Source organism: Chitinophaga filiformis, from assembly GCF_900102545.1.
Lineage (GTDB): Bacteria > Bacteroidota > Bacteroidia > Chitinophagales > Chitinophagaceae > Chitinophaga > Chitinophaga filiformis.
The window spans coordinates 1-16,395 of record NZ_FNBN01000009.1; the positions used below are offsets into that span (position 1 = coordinate 1).

Here is a 16,395-nt window from a genome sequence, read left to right on the forward strand (position 1 = left end):
GTCATGGCCGTAGATATTATGGTTTTTTCCAAAGTCGTTTGCCTAAGTTCGGAAGAAAAAAGAGAGTACCAATAAGCCACTTGGGTTTTAGTGATCCTATAACGAGCTGCGACCTGGCTCATGCTTTGGTCTCCGGCCATGTAATCGGCCACTACTTTGTCCATGAACGACTGCTCATATTGGAACTGCGGGCCCAGACGTCCCTTGCGTCCCTGATTGTTTGAATTTTGCATGTTTTACACTTTTTAAAGTGTAAACCTATTTCAGGACCTGACAAGCTATGGTTCTCCTATGGGTATCTTACGTTCATCTTACGTTCAAAGACGTAGGATGAACGTAAGATACCCATAGGAGAACCATAGCTTATACCTGTTCAGGACGAAGATTGTACCTGAAATCAAGGGCACTAATTCAGCAGCAGCACATTGACGCTGCGCTGCAGTATATTAAAAGCTATTTCAGCCATCAAATTCTCTTTATCGAGGGTAGGGTTAACCTCTGTGATCTCAAAGCAGCAGATCTTACGGTGCTGCATGAATTTGGAGATCAGGTCTTCCACCTCACGTTCCCTTAACCCATTCGTAACCGGGGTGCCAGTACCTTTGGAGATAGAAGCATCCAGGCTATCCACATCGAAAGAAACATAAATGTATTCGCAGTCGCTCAGGTAGCGGAATACCGAACGTGCTATCTGCTCCGGCCCTTTACGGCGTACCTCGTTGGTAGAGATCACCTTCATGCCGTAAGACTTGATCAGGTGTTCCTCTTCTTTTTCATAATCCCGCAGGGAAATGAATACAATATCCTCCGGTAATATCTTGGGTGTAATACCCCCGATATTCTTCAGTGCTTCCCATGTTTTGATGGTATTATCATCCAGGTCATGCACCTTACATTCCAGGTTATCTTCCCCAATAGAGATCGCTACCGGCATACCATGCATATTACCGGAAGGGGTAGTATAAGGGGTATGCAGATCGGCATGTGCGTCGATCCAGATTGCCCCGAGTTTAGCCTTGGGATGGGCCATTTTTAAACCGGCAATGGTAGCCCCTGCAGTACTGTGGTCGCCTGAAAGGATGACCGGGAACCAGTTCGTTTTCACTGTTTCACAGACACTTTTACTGATCCTTTCATACAAGGTCAGTGTTCCTTTGATTCGTTTGGCGTAGGGGGATTCTATAGGTTCAAAAAGCAGCTTGTTTTCTGTTTCTATGGCCTCTGTAGGGAAGTGCACAAAAAAGTTACTCATAAAGTCCAGAGCAGCTATTTTAATAGCCTCCACTCCAAGGCTGGCACCACGGGTACCCGCCCCAATTTCCGATTTAACCTCAATGATCTTGATATTCTTCATAAAAGAAAGTTATCCTGCTACAAGCTACAGGATTTTAACAGAACCGTTTTCATCCCTTACCATTAAGGCGTATATCGACTTGCCATAAACGATAAAACAATTGCAATAAGGATGCTGTATCTTCAAATAATCTTTAATGTTTTGATGGGAATGATGGATAACAATGAATTTTAGAGGCCGTATTTTTTTACATGGGTATTAAAAAATAGATTTGGTTACAGTTATGTACCAAAACAAGTAAAAAAAGATTCCATGGATTTTCAACTCACTGAAGAACACCTCATGATACAGAAAGCGGCACGCGATTTTGCCGTGAACGAATTACTCCCCGGCGTAATAGAACGTGACGAAAAGCAAAAATATCCTGCAGAACAGATCAAAAAACTGGGTGAACTCGGTTTCCTGGGTATGATGGTGGACCCGAAATATGGTGGCGCCGGACTGGATACCGTGTCCTATGTGCTGGCCATGGAAGAGATCTCCAAAATAGATGCTTCCACTTCGGTATGTATGAGTGTGAATAACTCCCTGGTTTGCTGGGGATTGGAAACTTTTGGTACGGAAGAACAGAAGCAGAAATACCTGGTACCCCTGGCCAAAGGAGAGATCACAGGAGCCTTCCTGTTAAGCGAACCCGAAGCCGGTTCTGATGCAACCTCCCAGCGTACCAGTGCAGAAGATAAAGGCGACTATTACCTGGTGAACGGTACAAAGAACTGGATCACAAATGGCAGCAGCGCCAGTGTATATCTTTTGATTGCACAGACCCACGCGGAATTGGGCAGTAAAGGTATCAACGCCCTGATCGTCGAAAAGAATTCTCCCGGTGTCACAGTAGGAGCGAAAGAGAATAAGATGGGCATCCGCGGTAGCGATACCCATAGTATTATGTTCCAGGATGTAAAAGTACCGAAGGAAAACAGGATAGGGGAGGATGGCTTCGGATTCAAATTCGCCATGAAAACATTGGCGGGCGGACGAATCGGCATCGCTTCACAGGCGTTAGGCATAGCCAGTGGCGCGTATGAGCTGGCTGTTAAATATGCCAAGGAAAGAAAAGCTTTCGGAAAAGAGATCAGTCAACACCAGGCCATCCAGTTTAAACTGGCAGATATGGCCACCCGTATAGAGGCATCCCGTTTGTTATGCCTCAAAGCAGCGAGGGAAAAAGACCTGCACCAGGATTATACCCTCAGTGGTTCAATGGCAAAGGTATTCGCATCAGAAACCGCCATGTGGGTTACCACAGAGGCTGTACAGGTACATGGTGGTTACGGATATGTAAAAGAATACCATGTAGAACGCCTGATGCGCGACGCCAAAATAACACAGATCTATGAGGGAACAAGTGAAGTGCAGCGTATCGTGATAGGGCGGGCGATATTGGGCTAATGTTTCATCTTCCTCTGTGTAGTATGCACAGAGGAAGAAACTCCCTCCGATGCCGTAGATCAGGCCTGATACAAGCAGTTTTAACGGAAGCGGATGTAGTAGAGTGGCTCAGGTTGCGGTGGTGCGGATTAATCCCTACTTTTGCAGGATGTCAGTGAATTTACCTGCTTATAAGCAAATCAACGAACAACTGAAACCCTACCAGGCAAAACTCGTAGCTGTTTCCAAAATTAAACCACCGGCAGATATACAGGCATTGTATGACGCCGGGCAACGCATCTTCGGGGAGAACTATGTACAGGAATTGCAGGAAAAACAACCTATCCTCCCTGCAGATATACAGTGGCATTTTATCGGACATCTGCAGTCCAACAAAGTAAAATACATCGCCCCCTTTGTATCCATGATCCATGCCGTGGATAGCTTCAAACTACTCGAAGAGATCAATAAACACGCTACTAAAAATAACCGCACGATTCATTGCCTGTTACAGGTGCATATAGCTGTAGAAGAAACCAAATTCGGATTGAATGAAGAAGAGCTGGAACAATTGCTGGAAACGTACAAACAGCAGGAGTCCCGCCTTACCAATATTCGCATTGCCGGCCTGATGGGTATGGCCAGCAATACCGAAAATATGGAGCAGGTAAGGAATGAATTCCGCCAGCTGAATGCGCTCAGACAACATTTTAAATCCCGCTTCTTCCCGGATCAGGATGCACTCACTGAACTATCAACGGGCATGAGTGGCGACTATACCATCGCACTGGAAGAAGGCAGTACTATGGTGCGTATCGGTAGTATGTTGTTTGGCGCCCGGTACTAAATGACCACTCATTGAACACTACCGTCATTGGTTATTTTAAAATAGCAAAGGAACAAGCGGGAAGAACAGCAGCCCCCAAGCCGCTTTATTATCTCCCCATATTCTTCAATTTATCCGGATCAAGAACAGTAGAGATCCGCAGTATTTTGTTGTCCTCAGAAGAAATAGAGAACACCTGGCAACCATAGAGTTTTTCGTTCAGAAAGAACAGTAATGCAGGCTCGTGGTTGATCAGGGTGAATTCGAAAGTGAAATTCTGCTGGTATTTATCGAACACAAAGAGCAGCAGCTCGGATACATCGTGTAAACCGCTGCAGAACTTCTTCACCAGTTTAACTTTACCACCGCCATCTGCAAAGAACTGAATATCCTGGGATAGCAGATTTTCCAGTCGCTGTACATCACCTTTACGGAGGGCATGCAGGTATTGATCCAGTATGGCTGCAGAAACAGTTTTATTGCTGAGCATCGATCCCTGTTTATGCTCGTCCAGTTTCCCCTTTGCGCGGCTAAGTAGTTTGCGGGATTGTTCAACAGTACCTGAAAGGACTTCGGCTATCTCTTCATGAGAGTAACCGAAGCCTTCTTTCAGTATAAATACAGCCCTTTCTTTAGGGTTGAGTGCTTCCATCAGTATAAGCATTGTATATGAACCAATATCCCGCAGGTGAAGCGCTTTATCCGCTTCTTCTCCTGTTGCTACAGGTTCGGGTAACCATACCTCTTCGTAGTTGACAGTTTTACGCTTGTTTTTAGCATTGATCGACTGATTGATGACGCTGCGCACCAGGTACGCTTTCTCATTTTCTATTCCTTCCCTTGGGGTGGAAATATAATTGGACAGCACATCCTGTATCGTATCCTTTGCATCTTCCACAGAGCCGAGGATATTATAAGCGTATGGGAACAACGTGTGTTGATAATCTTGCAGCATATGTCTTTTGAGTGATCGGTGCTAAAATAAAGAATAGTTTTTAAGCGAACTGACCTACTTCGTAATGACCGGGTACAGTTCTGAATGTTTTGTTAAGCCTGTTCCAGACATTGACAGTACCAACTGCCAGGGCCAGGGTAGCTATTTGAGCTTTGGTGAAATGTTCTTCCAGGGCTTCATAAATATCATCACTGATATCCTGCTGATTGGCATTGGTCAGCGCCTCTGTATAGGCCAGTGCAGCGCGTTCTCTTTCATCAAAATAAGGTGTTTCTCTCCATGCGATCACGCCATGCAGCCGCTGATGTGTTTCTCCGTGATGAATAGCCTCTTTGTAGTGCATATCCAGGCACATTGCACAGCCATTGATCTGTGATGCACGGTAATACAGCAGGTCGAGCAGTTTCTGGTCAATGTCGCTGTTTTTCAGGAAAGCTCCTGTTTTAAATAATCCGTCCAGCAGGTTTTTAGGCAGGTCCTGAAATGAAATCCTCTGTGTCATATTCGTAGTTTTTAAAGGTAATTAAATCGCTTACGGTAATATGACAGGTCAGGAAATCAAAACGTGACAGGTTTTTAAAAAAAATTATCCGGCAGCCAGGAATGCCAGTATTTTTGCCAGTACCTGCGGGTCCCTGATAATACGGTAATGCCCTTCTCCGTGGATCTTAAACTCCTCTACCTCAGGATGTTGCGATAAGAAATATTTAGAACGTTCAGGAGGGATCACCTCATCATTTTCGTCATAAATAAACAGGATATGATCCACTTTGATGGACTTGAAGTGTTTATGCATATCCATTTCCATCAGGTCATCTTTTAATGTATCCTGCACAATGCCCGGTACCGCTTTCCGCACCTTGTCATTAAGTCCCAGCATATTATAGGCGTCGTCAAAAATAACAGGGGCTGAAACAGAGGGCGTCATAATGATCAGTTTGGGGATGTGTACCTGTTCCCTTGCCAGTGTAAGGCTGGCCGCCAGTCCGCCGAATGAGTGCCCGATAATGGCATACAGATCTTTATAGGTATCGAGGAAAGCGGTGACCACATGCATCCACTGAATAAGGTTACTATTTTTGCCTTCTGTGAATCCATGGGCCGGTTGGTCAAAAGAAATGACCTGGTAATTGTGCTCTACCAGTGTTTTGATCAGGTGACTGAAATCAAGCGCACTGCCTCCCCAGCCATGTAATAGTAAGATCTTCTTTTCGCCGGTACCCCAGGTATAGGTTTTCACCTTTATCTGCTGTTTGCTGAAAGCATAGGCTGTCAACGGAGTATCTGTCTCTGTAGCAGATTCCCTGAGTGTTAAATGATGTGCGCGAAAGGATCTTTTAGGTGGCTTGCTGAAAAAATGAAGAAATGTTTTCGCCGCAATCCTGGGAGATATGCTGCCAATAATTGAAAAGGCTAACTTATATTTTTTCATGACGTTGCTTTAACCGCTTGATAACTATGATGATTCATGTAGCGCGTACCGCCAAAGTTAAGTGCTATATAGTGATAGTTTGTAATGCTGAATAAGTTTTTTACTTTGGGAATATCTTTAACAGGAAGCAAAGGAAGGATGATACAATTAAATCTGGTAGTGATCCGGACTGACAAACAGGAAGAGCAGGTAAAATTTTACAGTACTTTAGGGATCACATTCACACACCACCGCCATGGAAATGGCCCATACCACTATTCAGGCGTATTGAACGGCTTAACCTTTGAAATTTATCCATTACACAAAGATGCAACAGCCGCTGATACTACCACCCGTCTCGGTTTTACCGTAGAAAATCTGCACGAAACCCTGAAAAGCCTGGAAGAACTGGGTGTTGAAACTGTACAGGCGCCCGCCAGCACAGAGTGGGGATATGTAGCAGTGGTGAAAGATGCCGACGGCAGGAGAGTTGAACTGGTAGAAAATTTGATAAAGTAATAGAAAGTGGATTCTTTTACTATCTTTGCTATACTCTACTAATATAGTAGGATATTTAGCGTAAACAGATCAGACAGACGTAAACAGATTTATGAACAGACTTTGGCTTTTATTATGCCTTCCGGCATTCATATTTGGAACACAACTTGAAAAATGGGACCTGGAACCCGGTGTATGGCAAGCCAGCCTGCATAGAAAAGACGGAGCAAACATTGTTTTTAACTTCGAAGTAAAAGACAGCGCCCGCCAGAAACTGGTATATGTATTAAATGCCAACGACCGTATGCTGGTAGATGATGTAAAGATCCAGGGAGACTCTATTTTCATCAAAATGCCTTTCTTCGACTCTGAGTTCAGGGCCGCTTTCACCAAAGAAGGCCGTATCCAGGGCAATTGGATCCGTCACCTGGCAGACAGGGACGTGAGCATTCCTTTTACAGCTGCGCACAATGTAAAACAACGCTTTGTTCAGCATGAGCCGGCAAAAGGTGATGTGAGCGGACGCTGGTCTACCTGGTTTACCACGCCAGGTAAAAATGACTCTTCCTATGCAGTAGGCGAGTTCAAACAGCAGGGGAATATCGTACATGGTACTTTCCTGACGCCTACCGGCGACTATCGTTTCCTCGAAGGAATTGTAGACGGTGATACACTGAAGCTCTCCACTTTTGATGGTTCTCATGCGTATTATTTCACCGCACTGGTGAAAAACAATACCCTGGAAGACGGGATCTTTTATGCAGGTATCGGCGATGGCAGAGAACAGTGGACAGCCGTGAAAGATGATAAGGCTGCATTGCCTGATGAGAAAGCGCTCGCTTCCGTAAAACCCGGCAATAGCCAGCTGGATTTTACATTCCCTGACATTAACGGAAAGAAAGTAAGTATTAAAGATAAGCGCTTTGAAAATAAAGTAGTGGTGATCACTATTATGGGTTCCTGGTGTCCGAACTGTATGGATGAAACAGGGTACCTTTCAGAATGGTATAAGGCTAACAAAGCGCGTGGGGTAGAGGTGATCGGACTGGCATACGAGCGTACTACCGATTTTGCCAAATCTCAGAAAAGCCTGCAGGGTTTCCTGAAACGCTTTGATGTACGTTATCCGGTACTGATCACAGGCGTAACTACAAGCGATCCTGAAAGAACAGAAAAAACTTTGCCACAGATAACAAAGATTAAGGGCTTCCCAACTACTATCTTTGTAGATAAAAAAGGAAATGTGCGGGAAGTGCATACCGGTTTTTCCGGTCCTGGTACAGGAGAGCATTTTGAAACCTTCAAGAAGGAATTCAACGGCCTGGTAGATGGTCTGCTTTCCGAGAAATAGACATACTAACTAACCCAATACATAAAGTGGCGGTAAAGCTTTTCAAGCTACCGCCACTTTTCCTTTATTGCTGGTCATCCGTTATATATAAGTTTATACAGCTTCTTTTTTAAACTGCTGAAAGGTTTCAATTGCCTCATCTATCAGTGTGAGGATCCTTTGTTTTATATCATCTTTCATGCCGGTAACTTCATGTTCTACGATATATTTCAGCTCACTTAAACCATCACTCCCTTTTCCTAATACCCGCTTAACACGGCCCTGCAGGTGATGGGCAGATCTTCTGATCTTTCTGCGTGTTTCCTCTCCGCTATCCGGAGCAGTCAGAATACCAATAGCCAGACCTGCAGCTACACCAATCAGGGCCCCACATAAAATTTTACCAGTGCTCATAATAAAAGATTTTTAAAGGTGTAATAAAAAGGCTGTAAAGAGTTTCCAAATATTAGGCCAGTTAAGCCGTGATCTCGCCTGTTTCCACATAATGCTTGAAACGCATCACATCTTTTTCTACCATCCTGTGGAATGCACTGTTCAGCAGCCAGGCCAGTCCGGTACCTACATAACCAGCCGGTGGACGATAAGCGATCACTACGGATATCTCAGTCCCACCACCTGGAGCGTCTTCAAACATCACCTTACCTGCTGTGGCTATATTGGAGCCCGGAGCAGAACGCCAGCCTATAAAGGCGCCAGCTTCATCTTTGATGATCTCGGCATCCCATTCCAGTGTACCGACGCCACCGGGGCCTTTTACCACCCAATGGGAATGGAAATCGTCATGTTCTGTAATAGATGCCAGATGCCGCATAAAATGAGGCAGATTTTCCAGCCTTCTCCAGAAATGATATACTTCATCCCTGGGTTTATCAACGATAAATTTCGTCCTGACCTTTACTGTACGGCTGTGTCTTTCACCCATTCTTCTGCCGGCATAGGCGGTAATAGGACAGTTCCCTGATATTCCCCGGTATAAGAGGTAACCGCCGGCTACCAGTCTGATTAGGCTTCTGAAGGGATGTTTGGTAACGTTGCTGATTGCGGAATTTGTAAGAAGAGCGCCACCGACGATAGATGCAATACGCCCCTGCTTGCTTACATTCAGGACATTCGACTGCTCGTAGAGCATAGTAGCGCGGGGCTCGCCGTGTCCGTTCAAACTTTGATATGTACTCATAAACAACGGGTTTTTGTTATCAGATAAGCGAAAATCCTGCTCGAATCAAAATGTATTGATAATTAGTTTGTTATGTTATTTCTGCACTGTGGAATTGCGTATAAAATTGCCCAGATGGCCACATCTAATTCTCTCCCTCCAGTTCCTTTTCCAGCTCTTTGAATATATCACTCCCCCAATGTGGTTCCAGCTCATCCTTCGGCTTAAAATCAGCAAACCGCTGGCCTGCTTCTTCCACTATAGGGGCTGCCTTTTTCTTACCCCCTCCAAACAGTGCAGGAGTGTGATAGACCACCAGCGCCTTCATCAGGTATGCCCTGGGATTGGCACTATCTGCTTTAATAGCCTTGTCTGAGTAGCTACGGCTATCAGGCCCCAATGACATCCCCCGGGAATTCCTTGCGTTTATACGGGCAGACAGCCAGTATGCCATTAATGTCAGTGTCTCGGTATTGTCTGGTTGCAGATGCAGCGCTTTCTTTACATAGGGCTCCGCCTTCTCTGTAGAGGGGTCTGCTTCTCCTTCAGGAGCTTTAAAGGATGATTGCGTATAAGCCCAGCCGGTATAATATTGCAACAGCCACTCCTCGGGATGTGCCGCCGCCAGGTTACCGATCTTTTCTGCTCCCTGTTGCCAGGTAGTAAAGTCAGTGGTCTTATCCAGTTGTGTCAGTTCTTCTTTAAGCGATTGCTTCCAGTCTGTTTCTCCCTGTGCCATCAATCCCGTTGTCAGCAATACCAATACAAGCGTAATAAATGCCCTCATAAATAGTCTTTACAGTGAGTATTTCTAAATACATGCCAACCTGGGGACATATAAGAAACAGCTAATTCCGCTGCTTTGTTGCCTTTAAGCGCACCTTATGAAAATTCCGGAGAAATAATTACCGTTTACTCCCTATCTTAAAGCCATAAATTACTGACGTATGAAAAAACTATTCACGTGTGGACTGCTGATGCTGACACTCACAGGGATGGCCCAGAAGAAAAAGGCTGACGGGTGGATCCAGCTATTCAACGGAAAAGACCTGACCGGTTGGGACATTAAGATCAAAGGACATGACCTGAATGAGAACTATGGCAACACTTTCAGGGTAGAAAATGGACTGCTGAAAGTGCGTTATGATCAGTACACCAACTTCAATGAGCAATATGGGCATATTTTTTATAAAAAGAATTTCTCCGCTTATGTGATCGTGGTGGAATACCGCTTTGTGGGAAAGCAGGTAGCGGGTGGCCCCGGATGGGCATTGCGCAACAGCGGAATCATGTTGCACGGACAAACTGCTGCCAGCATGGGTAAAGACCAGGATTTCCCTATTTCCCTGGAAGAACAGCTGTTAGGTGGCAATGGAAAGGATCCACGCTCTACCGCTAATCTCTGCACACCGGGTACCAACGTGGTAATGAACGGAAAACTGATCACAGACCACTGTATCTCTTCCACTTCGAAAACTTATGCTGGTGAACAATGGGTAAGAGCCGGTGCGCTGGTAATAGGCGACTCTGTGATCAAGCATTTTGTGTTTAATGATACCGTAATCGTATATAATAAACCACAAACCGGCGGTGGAAATGTGTCGGATGCTGATAGTACACTCACAGTAGCGGGACGTTTACTGAATGAGGGATCTATCTCCCTGCAGAGTGAAAGTCACCCGGTAGATTTCAGGAAAGTAGAGTTATTCGACCTGCAACCGTATGTGAATGATCCGGTAAAGCTGGAAGCAGTATTGAGGAAATTGCAAAAGAGAAAACAATAGTAAGGAAGGATCGGGAGCCAGAAATTGAATGCGAGACCGTCATCGATTCAATCTCTGATTCCCGGTCTTTCTGTTTTAATGAATCACTACCGTCGGCTGCTGGAAGGTAGTGTCGGGAATATTAAGTTGCACTGCGCCATGTGGCGGAGCTGGGGGTCTTGGTGGTTTCGGTGGAGGACCAGGATGATGAGGTGGTACACAACTCGCTCCTGCTAACAACAATCCCAATACCACGGGCAAAAATCTGATCTGTTTCATGTTGTCCGTTTTGATCCACTATTATAGAAACAAATTACATGCCGTTGTAAAATAGCGCCGTCATTGACTTACACCGGACCATCCTGCTATAAAACCGTTCATAAATGTCCTCAAAAAGATATCAGGATCTCCTTAATTTTGTTGCCTGCAAAATAAAATCCGCAGCCCCCCTTTTTAATGTCACAGATACCAGGAACCGGTAAGCACTTCGCCGGATTAGACCACTTGCGCGCCTTTGCCATCTCCTTTGTTTTCATTTACCATTACCGCATCTTCAAACACCCTGAATGGATAGATACCATCGGCAGTTTCGGATGGACAGGCGTAGACTTGTTTTTCGTACTGAGTGGTTACCTCATCTCGTCGCAGTTGTTTACGCAGATCGGCAACAACGAACAGATCTCCTTTCGTGAGTTCTTCATCAAACGTTTCTTCAGGATCATTCCTGCTTATCTCACTGTACTGGCATTGTATTTCCTGATGCCTGATTTCCGTGAAAGAGAAGCCCTGCCACCGCTTTGGAAGTTCCTCACCTTTACGCAGAATATCGGTCTGCATCTGAAAGACAGAGGTACCTTTTCACATGCCTGGTCATTGTGTATTGAAGAGCAGTTCTACTTCCTGCTGCCCATCATCCTGATTATGCTGGTGCGCTGGAAAGCATTAAAGATCGGCCCCTGGTTGCTTGGCATTTTATTTATCGCCGGATTTGCTATCCGTTTGTTCTGCTGGTTCGCAATTCTGAAACCTGTTATGGGGGCAGACGACTACTGGGTAAGCTGGTACAGGTGGATGTATTATCCCACGTTTACACGTCTTGACGGATTACTGACAGGTGTGACAATCGCTGCTGTCTTCCGGTTCCTGCCAGTTATCAAACAAAAGATCATGGCATTGGGAAATAAATTACTGCTGATAGGATTGGTACTGTTAACGGGCGCCTGGTTTCTTTGTGAAGATCCTGCTACATTCTATGCATCTATCTTCGGCTTTCCGCTGATAGCGATCGGTTATGGCGCTATGGTAGCAGGAGCGGTTAGTGAAAACAGTTTCCTGTATAAGAAGAAGCTGCGCTTCACTGCAACGTTGGCGATGCTGTCTTATGGTATCTATCTTTCGCATAAAGGTGTGATACACCTGACGCAATTATGGGTGGGAAATATGGGGATAGAGCAGAACGGTACTGTGATGTTTATCATCTGCATGATCACCTGTGTACTGGCTGCATTGTTACTAAACAGGATCATCGAAAAGCCTTTTTTGAAACTCAGGCAACGTATCCTGTCATTGGCAACACCCAGTTTGCGCTCTTCTAATAAGGGTGTAAAACGGGAAGTGCCGGTTGATTGACACTACAAAGTATCGGCTGGGCTGTTTCCGGTACAGGCAACAGCCCAGCTGATATTATTTATTCAGATAAGGACTTTCAAACCCCAGTTTTTTCAATCCTGCTTTCACTTCGGGGCAACTCATAAATAGTTTCCACAGTAATCCGCTGCGGTAGTTTTCCATCATCACTACAGCTGGTCCCTGGTCTATAGCCAGGTATCGCTGAGGATACCAGTTGTTTGTTTCACTGAATGCATCATAAAAGCCATATTGGCCAAATATTTTATCGCGCATATCCTTATACCAGTGCACCATTGCCTGTTTGGAATATTCCGGTGTATAAGGCATGGAAGATAGTGCCGCAGTAGGAGAGATGACACCCAGGTCAGTATTATCACCTGGTGCATGTGCTGCATATCCGTTTACGGAATAACTGGCCGTTAATCCCCAGCTATCAGGACCGTAGCCTTTGTACTTTTTAGGGTTCTCTATACACCATTGACGGTTGATCAACGTTTGGTTGGTATTATGCTCCCAATAGTCGGCATACCTGTCTTTTAAGCCATGCGGATCAAGTCCCAGGTAGGAATAGTGCGCCCAGAATAATGGTCCGCCATATTGTTTTGCATAGTTGTGTGATAAGCTCAGCGTATATCCATAAGCTTTGATACTATCCCTGATAGCGCCGTTACGCGCCCATCCCTCATGATATACTTCTGCAGGAATGCCATGCGTAGGAGAGGAGGCGGCCAGCACATACATGATCAGGCATTCATTATAACCTGTTACAGGGAAATTCATCTCCCATTGGTAGTTAGGCGACCAATGCCAGTACAACACGTTCTTACCGTTCCTGTACCAGCTCCATTCCACATCTTCCCACAACTTGTTAATCCTCGCAGCAAGTGCCTTTTCGGGTTCATTACCTGTAGCAAAAAACTGGCGTACACATAATAAGCCCTGTATCATGAAAGACGTCTCTACAAGATCACCACCATTATCTTTTTGTCCGAATGGCTTTACCTTTCCATTCTCTCCATACATCCAGTGTGGCCATGCACCATGAAAACGATCAGCTTTTTCAAGGAAGGAGACGATCTTCGTTAGCCGGTCCAATCCCTGCTGACGGGTAATGTAACCTCTTTCAATTCCCGCCAGGATGGCCATTACGCCAAAGCCACTACCTCCGGAGGTAACAACATTCATATCGTTTTCAGGATAGTCACCATCCACATGATAACGTTCCCTGGCCATACCACTGGCAGGTTCTGCACCGTTCCAGAAGTATTGGAACGTATGCTCTTCAACAATATTGAATATAGAATCTGTGGATAAGGCAGTGGAATCAACAGCGGTGCTGTCTTTCACCAACTGACGGGTGGAACGGCCGCCACATGACATTACTGCTGGAATGATTGCTCCAAGCAGGCAGAGGAATAGTAAGTTTCTCATAAACGTAATTTAGTGTTTTTTGAGGATTGCATGGATATATGAAACGCTTGTCTTGCTTTTAACTTTTTTCACTGTTAGGACATCAGGCCATAGGCGGTGCAGCAGGCCGGTTGTCGATTGTTGGCGCGACCAGTTTATCGGCTACAGCCAGAGGCGATATTCCTGCTAATATCGATATGATCACTTACACCAATACACCCTCGACAGATATCCAGTTTGCGTACGAAGTAAAAGGAGGTGTTGAGCGTGCGGTCCTGTATGAAAGGGCAGATAATACAGTAACCACCTCCAGCTACACGGTTACGGGTACAGTAGGGATGGTGTATGTAAATTATACCGGAGGAACAGCTACGATTACTCTGCCTTCCGCATCTACCTATCCCAGAAGAGAGGTGACTGTAAAAAACATCCACGCCAGCAACACAGTAAATATCAGTGGTGCTGCTGCCGGGGAGACAAGCTCGCTGACCGCAAAGCAGGCGATCACCTATAGGAGCAATGGCACAGGATGGTATGTGATTGGCAAAGGATAATCACCATTGTCAGTGCAGGTCGGGAGATAATAACCCGACCTGCACTGATAGTCGCATAACCTACAACGCTTCTTTATTTAATAATCTCCGGAAACACGACAGATACTTTGATTGTCATAAAATATGTGAAGAAAACACTTACCTTTGCGAACAATTATAAAAACTGACAAACCTTGCGTCATGTAATATCACAGGCATACGAATGTTAACTACGCCACCTGCGTTCTGCAGGAATGGCCTGTGAATCTCTTTGTTTAACGAAAATACCCCGATATGGCTATTTCAGAAAAATATGGCCGTACCTATCATTTTCCGTTCTCGCCGGGCACTACCAGCGATGATCGCATTCAGCATGATTATTGGCAGTGTATTTCTGCGATACCATCACTGATGCATACGGAAAAACTGGACGGTGAAAATAATTGTCTGTCCCGCTATGGTGTGTTTGCGCGCTCACATGTAGCGCCTACCACGTCTCCGTGGACAGAAAGCCTGCGCCGTTACTGGCAGTTGGTAAAGCATGATCTGGGCAACCTTGAAATATTCCTGGAAAATCTGTATGCCGTACACTCTATTGCATACAAAAACCTGGACCATCATTTCTATGTGTTTGCTGTGAGAGAACATGACCGCTGGCTTAGCTGGGAAGAGACCAGCTTTTATGCCGCGATGCTGGATCTGCCTACAGTACCGGTCATTCAACAATTGCAGACGCCTTTGGTGAAGGCTGATTTTGAAAGTAACATCTTAAACATTGTAAAAGGGCCTGGCAGCTTTCATGCACACGACGCAGCTACAGGCTCACCTGTTACAATGGAGGGGATCGTTACACGTAATGCAGCCGGTTTTCCGGTACATGCATTCGCAGAAAATGTATTTAAATATGTAAGGAAGGGACACGTAAAAACAGACGTGCATTGGACGCGCAACTGGCGGCGTGCAACCCTTCAGTATGAAGGAGGTAAATATGTGGACAATCACTGAAAATAAATCATGGTCATACCTGGAGCAGACGCACGACTGGGTCCGCGATATGCAGGACGTACCGCAGGATTCCATACATCATGGGGAAGGAAATGTGGCCATTCACACGCAAATGGTGCTGGCGGCATTGCAGGAGCAAGCTGCTTATCAGGCATTATCCCCGGAGGAAAAAGAGATACTCTGGGCTGCTGCACTCCTGCATGATGTAGAGAAACGCAGTACTACGGTTACAGAACCGGATGGACGTATCACTTCTGCAGGTCATGCGAGAAAAGGAGCTGATACTGCCCGGCAGATATTGTACCGGGAAATCGCGACACCTTTCCATATCCGCGAACAGATCACCCAACTGGTGAAATATCATAGCTTGCCTTTATGGCTGCTGGAAAGGCGTGACCCGCTGCGCACCATCATTCATGCATCACTACAGGTAAACACGCAACACCTGGCCCTGCTGGCGCGGGCTGATATGATCGGACGGATTGCACCTGATACTGCGGAACTGTTGTACCGCATTGACTGCTTCGAGGAATATTGTAAAGAGCATCAATGCTGGGGAACGCCGTGGCCTTTCGGGAACGCACAGGCCCGTATGCATTACCTGCGGAAAGGCGATGCCGCACCGGGTTATGTCCCTTATAAAGTACCTGCAGTGCAGGTAGTGATCATGAGCGGACTACCCGGCGCCGGTAAGGATACTTATGTGCAGCAACATTATCAGCAACCAGACTGGGAGATCATCTCACTGGATAAGCTCCGGGTACAGATGAAGATCAGTCCCACCGATAAAAGCGGCACCGGAAAAGTAGTACAGGCTGCTAAAGAACAGGCAAGGGTGTACCTGAGAAATAAGCGTTCATTTGTCTGGAATGCCACCAATACTACCCATCAGATGCGGGAACAGCTGATAGCCCTTTGTCTGCAGTATGATGCCTGTGTGACGGTCGTATATGTGGAAGTGCCTTATAAGGAATTATTTCGGCAGAATGGGAGCCGGGAGGCAACTGTGCCCTATAATGCAATGCAGAAATTGATCAATAAACTGGAGATCCCTGATCTGACAGAAGCGCATGAGGTAATTTATCATGTGCGCTAAGAGAAAGAAGGCCGGAGGTGTAACCTTACCGGCCTTC

Annotated in this window: 19 protein-coding genes; 9 read left to right on the forward strand and 10 right to left on the reverse strand. The window is 45.7% G+C overall.

Annotated elements, in window-relative coordinates; translation table 11 throughout:
* On the reverse strand, positions 1-233 hold a 233-nt coding region (locus BLR32_RS34255; protein WP_218124263.1), incomplete at its 3' end, for a hypothetical protein.
* A 173-nt stretch (positions 234-406) separates the two neighbouring features.
* A complete protein-coding gene (locus BLR32_RS27350; protein WP_089836676.1) occupies positions 407-1,354 on the reverse strand; it encodes an arginase in 948 nt (315 codons plus the stop codon).
* Between the two features lie 252 nt (positions 1,355-1,606).
* On the opposite strand from BLR32_RS27350, the gene BLR32_RS27355 reads away from it, so the two are divergent.
* Positions 1,607-2,746: an acyl-CoA dehydrogenase gene (locus BLR32_RS27355; RefSeq protein ID WP_089836678.1), complete on the forward strand. Its 1,140-nt coding sequence runs from the start codon at positions 1,607-1,609 to the stop codon at positions 2,744-2,746.
* Between the two features lie 148 nt (positions 2,747-2,894).
* Positions 2,895-3,572 carry a YggS family pyridoxal phosphate-dependent enzyme gene (locus tag BLR32_RS27360; protein ID WP_089836680.1) on the forward strand — a complete coding sequence of 226 codons (678 nt, stop codon included), beginning with the start codon at positions 2,895-2,897 and terminating at the stop codon, positions 3,570-3,572.
* Between the two features lie 88 nt (positions 3,573-3,660).
* On the opposite strand, the gene BLR32_RS27365 is transcribed toward BLR32_RS27360, so the two are convergent.
* The 3 genes from BLR32_RS27365 to BLR32_RS27375 all read right to left on the reverse strand — a co-directional run bounded on the left by BLR32_RS27365 (position 3,661) and on the right by BLR32_RS27375 (position 5,938).
* The gene (locus tag BLR32_RS27365; protein ID WP_089836682.1) at positions 3,661-4,506 is read right to left on the reverse strand and encodes a sigma-70 family RNA polymerase sigma factor; all 846 of its coding nucleotides are present in this window, start codon (positions 4,504-4,506) and stop codon (positions 3,661-3,663) included.
* 40 nt (positions 4,507-4,546) lie between these two features.
* Positions 4,547-5,008: a carboxymuconolactone decarboxylase family protein gene (locus tag BLR32_RS27370; RefSeq protein WP_089836684.1), complete on the reverse strand. Its 462-nt coding sequence runs from the start codon at positions 5,006-5,008 to the stop codon at positions 4,547-4,549.
* 84 nt (positions 5,009-5,092) lie between these two features.
* Positions 5,093-5,938 carry an alpha/beta fold hydrolase gene (locus BLR32_RS27375; RefSeq protein ID WP_089836687.1) on the reverse strand — a complete coding sequence of 282 codons (846 nt, stop codon included), beginning with the start codon at positions 5,936-5,938 and terminating at the stop codon, positions 5,093-5,095.
* 138 nt (positions 5,939-6,076) lie between these two features.
* Between BLR32_RS27375 and BLR32_RS27380 the strand changes: the two genes are divergently transcribed.
* Complete coding sequence (locus BLR32_RS27380) at positions 6,077-6,436, forward strand: VOC family protein (RefSeq protein WP_089837238.1); 360 nt, start codon at positions 6,077-6,079, stop codon at positions 6,434-6,436.
* Between the two features lie 91 nt (positions 6,437-6,527).
* Positions 6,528-7,766: a TlpA disulfide reductase family protein gene (locus BLR32_RS27385; protein ID WP_089836688.1), complete on the forward strand. Its 1,239-nt coding sequence runs from the start codon at positions 6,528-6,530 to the stop codon at positions 7,764-7,766.
* A gap of 93 nt (positions 7,767-7,859) precedes the next feature.
* Here the strand turns inward: BLR32_RS27385 and BLR32_RS27390 are convergent, their stop codons facing one another.
* From BLR32_RS27390 to BLR32_RS27400, 3 genes are all read right to left on the reverse strand, one after another.
* Positions 7,860-8,159: a YtxH domain-containing protein gene (locus BLR32_RS27390; protein ID WP_089836691.1), complete on the reverse strand. Its 300-nt coding sequence runs from the start codon at positions 8,157-8,159 to the stop codon at positions 7,860-7,862.
* Positions 8,160-8,220: 61 nt separating this feature from the next.
* The gene (locus tag BLR32_RS27395; protein WP_089836693.1) at positions 8,221-8,943 is read right to left on the reverse strand and encodes an SRPBCC family protein; all 723 of its coding nucleotides are present in this window, start codon (positions 8,941-8,943) and stop codon (positions 8,221-8,223) included.
* Between the two features lie 124 nt (positions 8,944-9,067).
* Positions 9,068-9,709 (reverse strand): tetratricopeptide repeat protein, encoded by a 642-nt coding sequence (locus tag BLR32_RS27400; protein ID WP_089836695.1) that lies wholly within the window; start codon positions 9,707-9,709, stop codon positions 9,068-9,070.
* 160 nt (positions 9,710-9,869) lie between these two features.
* On the opposite strand from BLR32_RS27400, the gene BLR32_RS27405 reads away from it, so the two are divergent.
* Positions 9,870-10,706 (forward strand): 3-keto-disaccharide hydrolase, encoded by an 837-nt coding sequence (locus tag BLR32_RS27405; RefSeq protein WP_089836697.1) that lies wholly within the window; start codon positions 9,870-9,872, stop codon positions 10,704-10,706.
* Positions 10,707-10,781: 75 nt separating this feature from the next.
* Here BLR32_RS27405 and BLR32_RS33870 read toward each other — a convergent pair whose 3' ends face one another.
* Positions 10,782-10,964 (reverse strand): hypothetical protein, encoded by a 183-nt coding sequence (locus BLR32_RS33870; RefSeq protein WP_143011610.1) that lies wholly within the window; start codon positions 10,962-10,964, stop codon positions 10,782-10,784.
* A 177-nt stretch (positions 10,965-11,141) separates the two neighbouring features.
* Here BLR32_RS33870 and BLR32_RS27410 point away from each other — a divergent pair, with 177 nt between their 5' ends.
* On the forward strand, positions 11,142-12,314 hold the full coding sequence (locus BLR32_RS27410; RefSeq protein ID WP_089836699.1) for an acyltransferase family protein: 1,173 nt from the start codon (positions 11,142-11,144) through the stop codon (positions 12,312-12,314).
* Positions 12,315-12,368: 54 nt separating this feature from the next.
* Here the strand turns inward: BLR32_RS27410 and BLR32_RS27415 are convergent, their stop codons facing one another.
* Entirely contained in the window at positions 12,369-13,745 is a 1,377-nt protein-coding gene (locus tag BLR32_RS27415) for a glucoamylase family protein (RefSeq protein ID WP_089836701.1), read from the reverse strand.
* Between the two features lie 110 nt (positions 13,746-13,855).
* On the opposite strand from BLR32_RS27415, the gene BLR32_RS27420 reads away from it, so the two are divergent.
* The 3 genes from BLR32_RS27420 (at position 13,856) to BLR32_RS27430 (ending at position 16,358) form a co-directional block, all read left to right on the forward strand.
* Positions 13,856-14,278, forward strand: a complete 423-nt coding sequence (locus BLR32_RS27420) for a hypothetical protein (RefSeq protein ID WP_143011611.1) — start codon at positions 13,856-13,858, stop codon at positions 14,276-14,278.
* A 273-nt stretch (positions 14,279-14,551) separates the two neighbouring features.
* Complete coding sequence (locus tag BLR32_RS27425) at positions 14,552-15,262, forward strand: RNA ligase family protein (RefSeq protein ID WP_089836705.1); 711 nt, start codon at positions 14,552-14,554, stop codon at positions 15,260-15,262.
* Positions 15,231-16,358, forward strand: a complete 1,128-nt coding sequence (locus tag BLR32_RS27430; RefSeq protein WP_245705534.1) for an AAA family ATPase — start codon at positions 15,231-15,233, stop codon at positions 16,356-16,358. The genes BLR32_RS27425 and BLR32_RS27430 overlap by 32 nt, the downstream gene beginning before the upstream one ends.
* Positions 16,359-16,395 lie beyond the last annotated feature (37 nt).

Excerpts from the sequence above, each read along its gene's own strand:
- BLR32_RS27395 (WP_089836693.1), bottom strand. The coding sequence starts at position 8,943 with ATGAGTACATATCAAAGTTTGAACGGACACGGCGAGCCCCGCGCTACT.
- BLR32_RS27430 (WP_245705534.1), top strand. The coding sequence starts at position 15,231 with ATGAAGGAGGTAAATATGTGGACAATCACTGAAAATAAATCATGGTCA.
- BLR32_RS27425 (WP_089836705.1), top strand. The coding sequence starts at position 14,552 with ATGGCTATTTCAGAAAAATATGGCCGTACCTATCATTTTCCGTTCTCG.
- BLR32_RS27375 (WP_089836687.1), bottom strand. The coding sequence starts at position 5,938 with ATGAAAAAATATAAGTTAGCCTTTTCAATTATTGGCAGCATATCTCCC.
- BLR32_RS33870 (WP_143011610.1), bottom strand. The coding sequence starts at position 10,964 with ATGAAACAGATCAGATTTTTGCCCGTGGTATTGGGATTGTTGTTAGCA.
- BLR32_RS27350 (WP_089836676.1), bottom strand. The coding sequence starts at position 1,354 with ATGAAGAATATCAAGATCATTGAGGTTAAATCGGAAATTGGGGCGGGT.
- BLR32_RS27385 (WP_089836688.1), top strand. The coding sequence starts at position 6,528 with ATGAACAGACTTTGGCTTTTATTATGCCTTCCGGCATTCATATTTGGA.
- BLR32_RS27370 (WP_089836684.1), bottom strand. The coding sequence starts at position 5,008 with ATGACACAGAGGATTTCATTTCAGGACCTGCCTAAAAACCTGCTGGAC.
- BLR32_RS27355 (WP_089836678.1), top strand. The coding sequence starts at position 1,607 with ATGGATTTTCAACTCACTGAAGAACACCTCATGATACAGAAAGCGGCA.
- BLR32_RS27405 (WP_089836697.1), top strand. The coding sequence starts at position 9,870 with ATGAAAAAACTATTCACGTGTGGACTGCTGATGCTGACACTCACAGGG.
- BLR32_RS27365 (WP_089836682.1), bottom strand. The coding sequence starts at position 4,506 with ATGCTGCAAGATTATCAACACACGTTGTTCCCATACGCTTATAATATC.
- BLR32_RS27390 (WP_089836691.1), bottom strand. The coding sequence starts at position 8,159 with ATGAGCACTGGTAAAATTTTATGTGGGGCCCTGATTGGTGTAGCTGCA.
- BLR32_RS27400 (WP_089836695.1), bottom strand. The coding sequence starts at position 9,709 with ATGAGGGCATTTATTACGCTTGTATTGGTATTGCTGACAACGGGATTG.
- BLR32_RS27380 (WP_089837238.1), top strand. The coding sequence starts at position 6,077 with ATGATACAATTAAATCTGGTAGTGATCCGGACTGACAAACAGGAAGAG.
- BLR32_RS27415 (WP_089836701.1), bottom strand. The coding sequence starts at position 13,745 with ATGAGAAACTTACTATTCCTCTGCCTGCTTGGAGCAATCATTCCAGCA.
- BLR32_RS27360 (WP_089836680.1), top strand. The coding sequence starts at position 2,895 with ATGTCAGTGAATTTACCTGCTTATAAGCAAATCAACGAACAACTGAAA.
- BLR32_RS27410 (WP_089836699.1), top strand. The coding sequence starts at position 11,142 with ATGTCACAGATACCAGGAACCGGTAAGCACTTCGCCGGATTAGACCAC.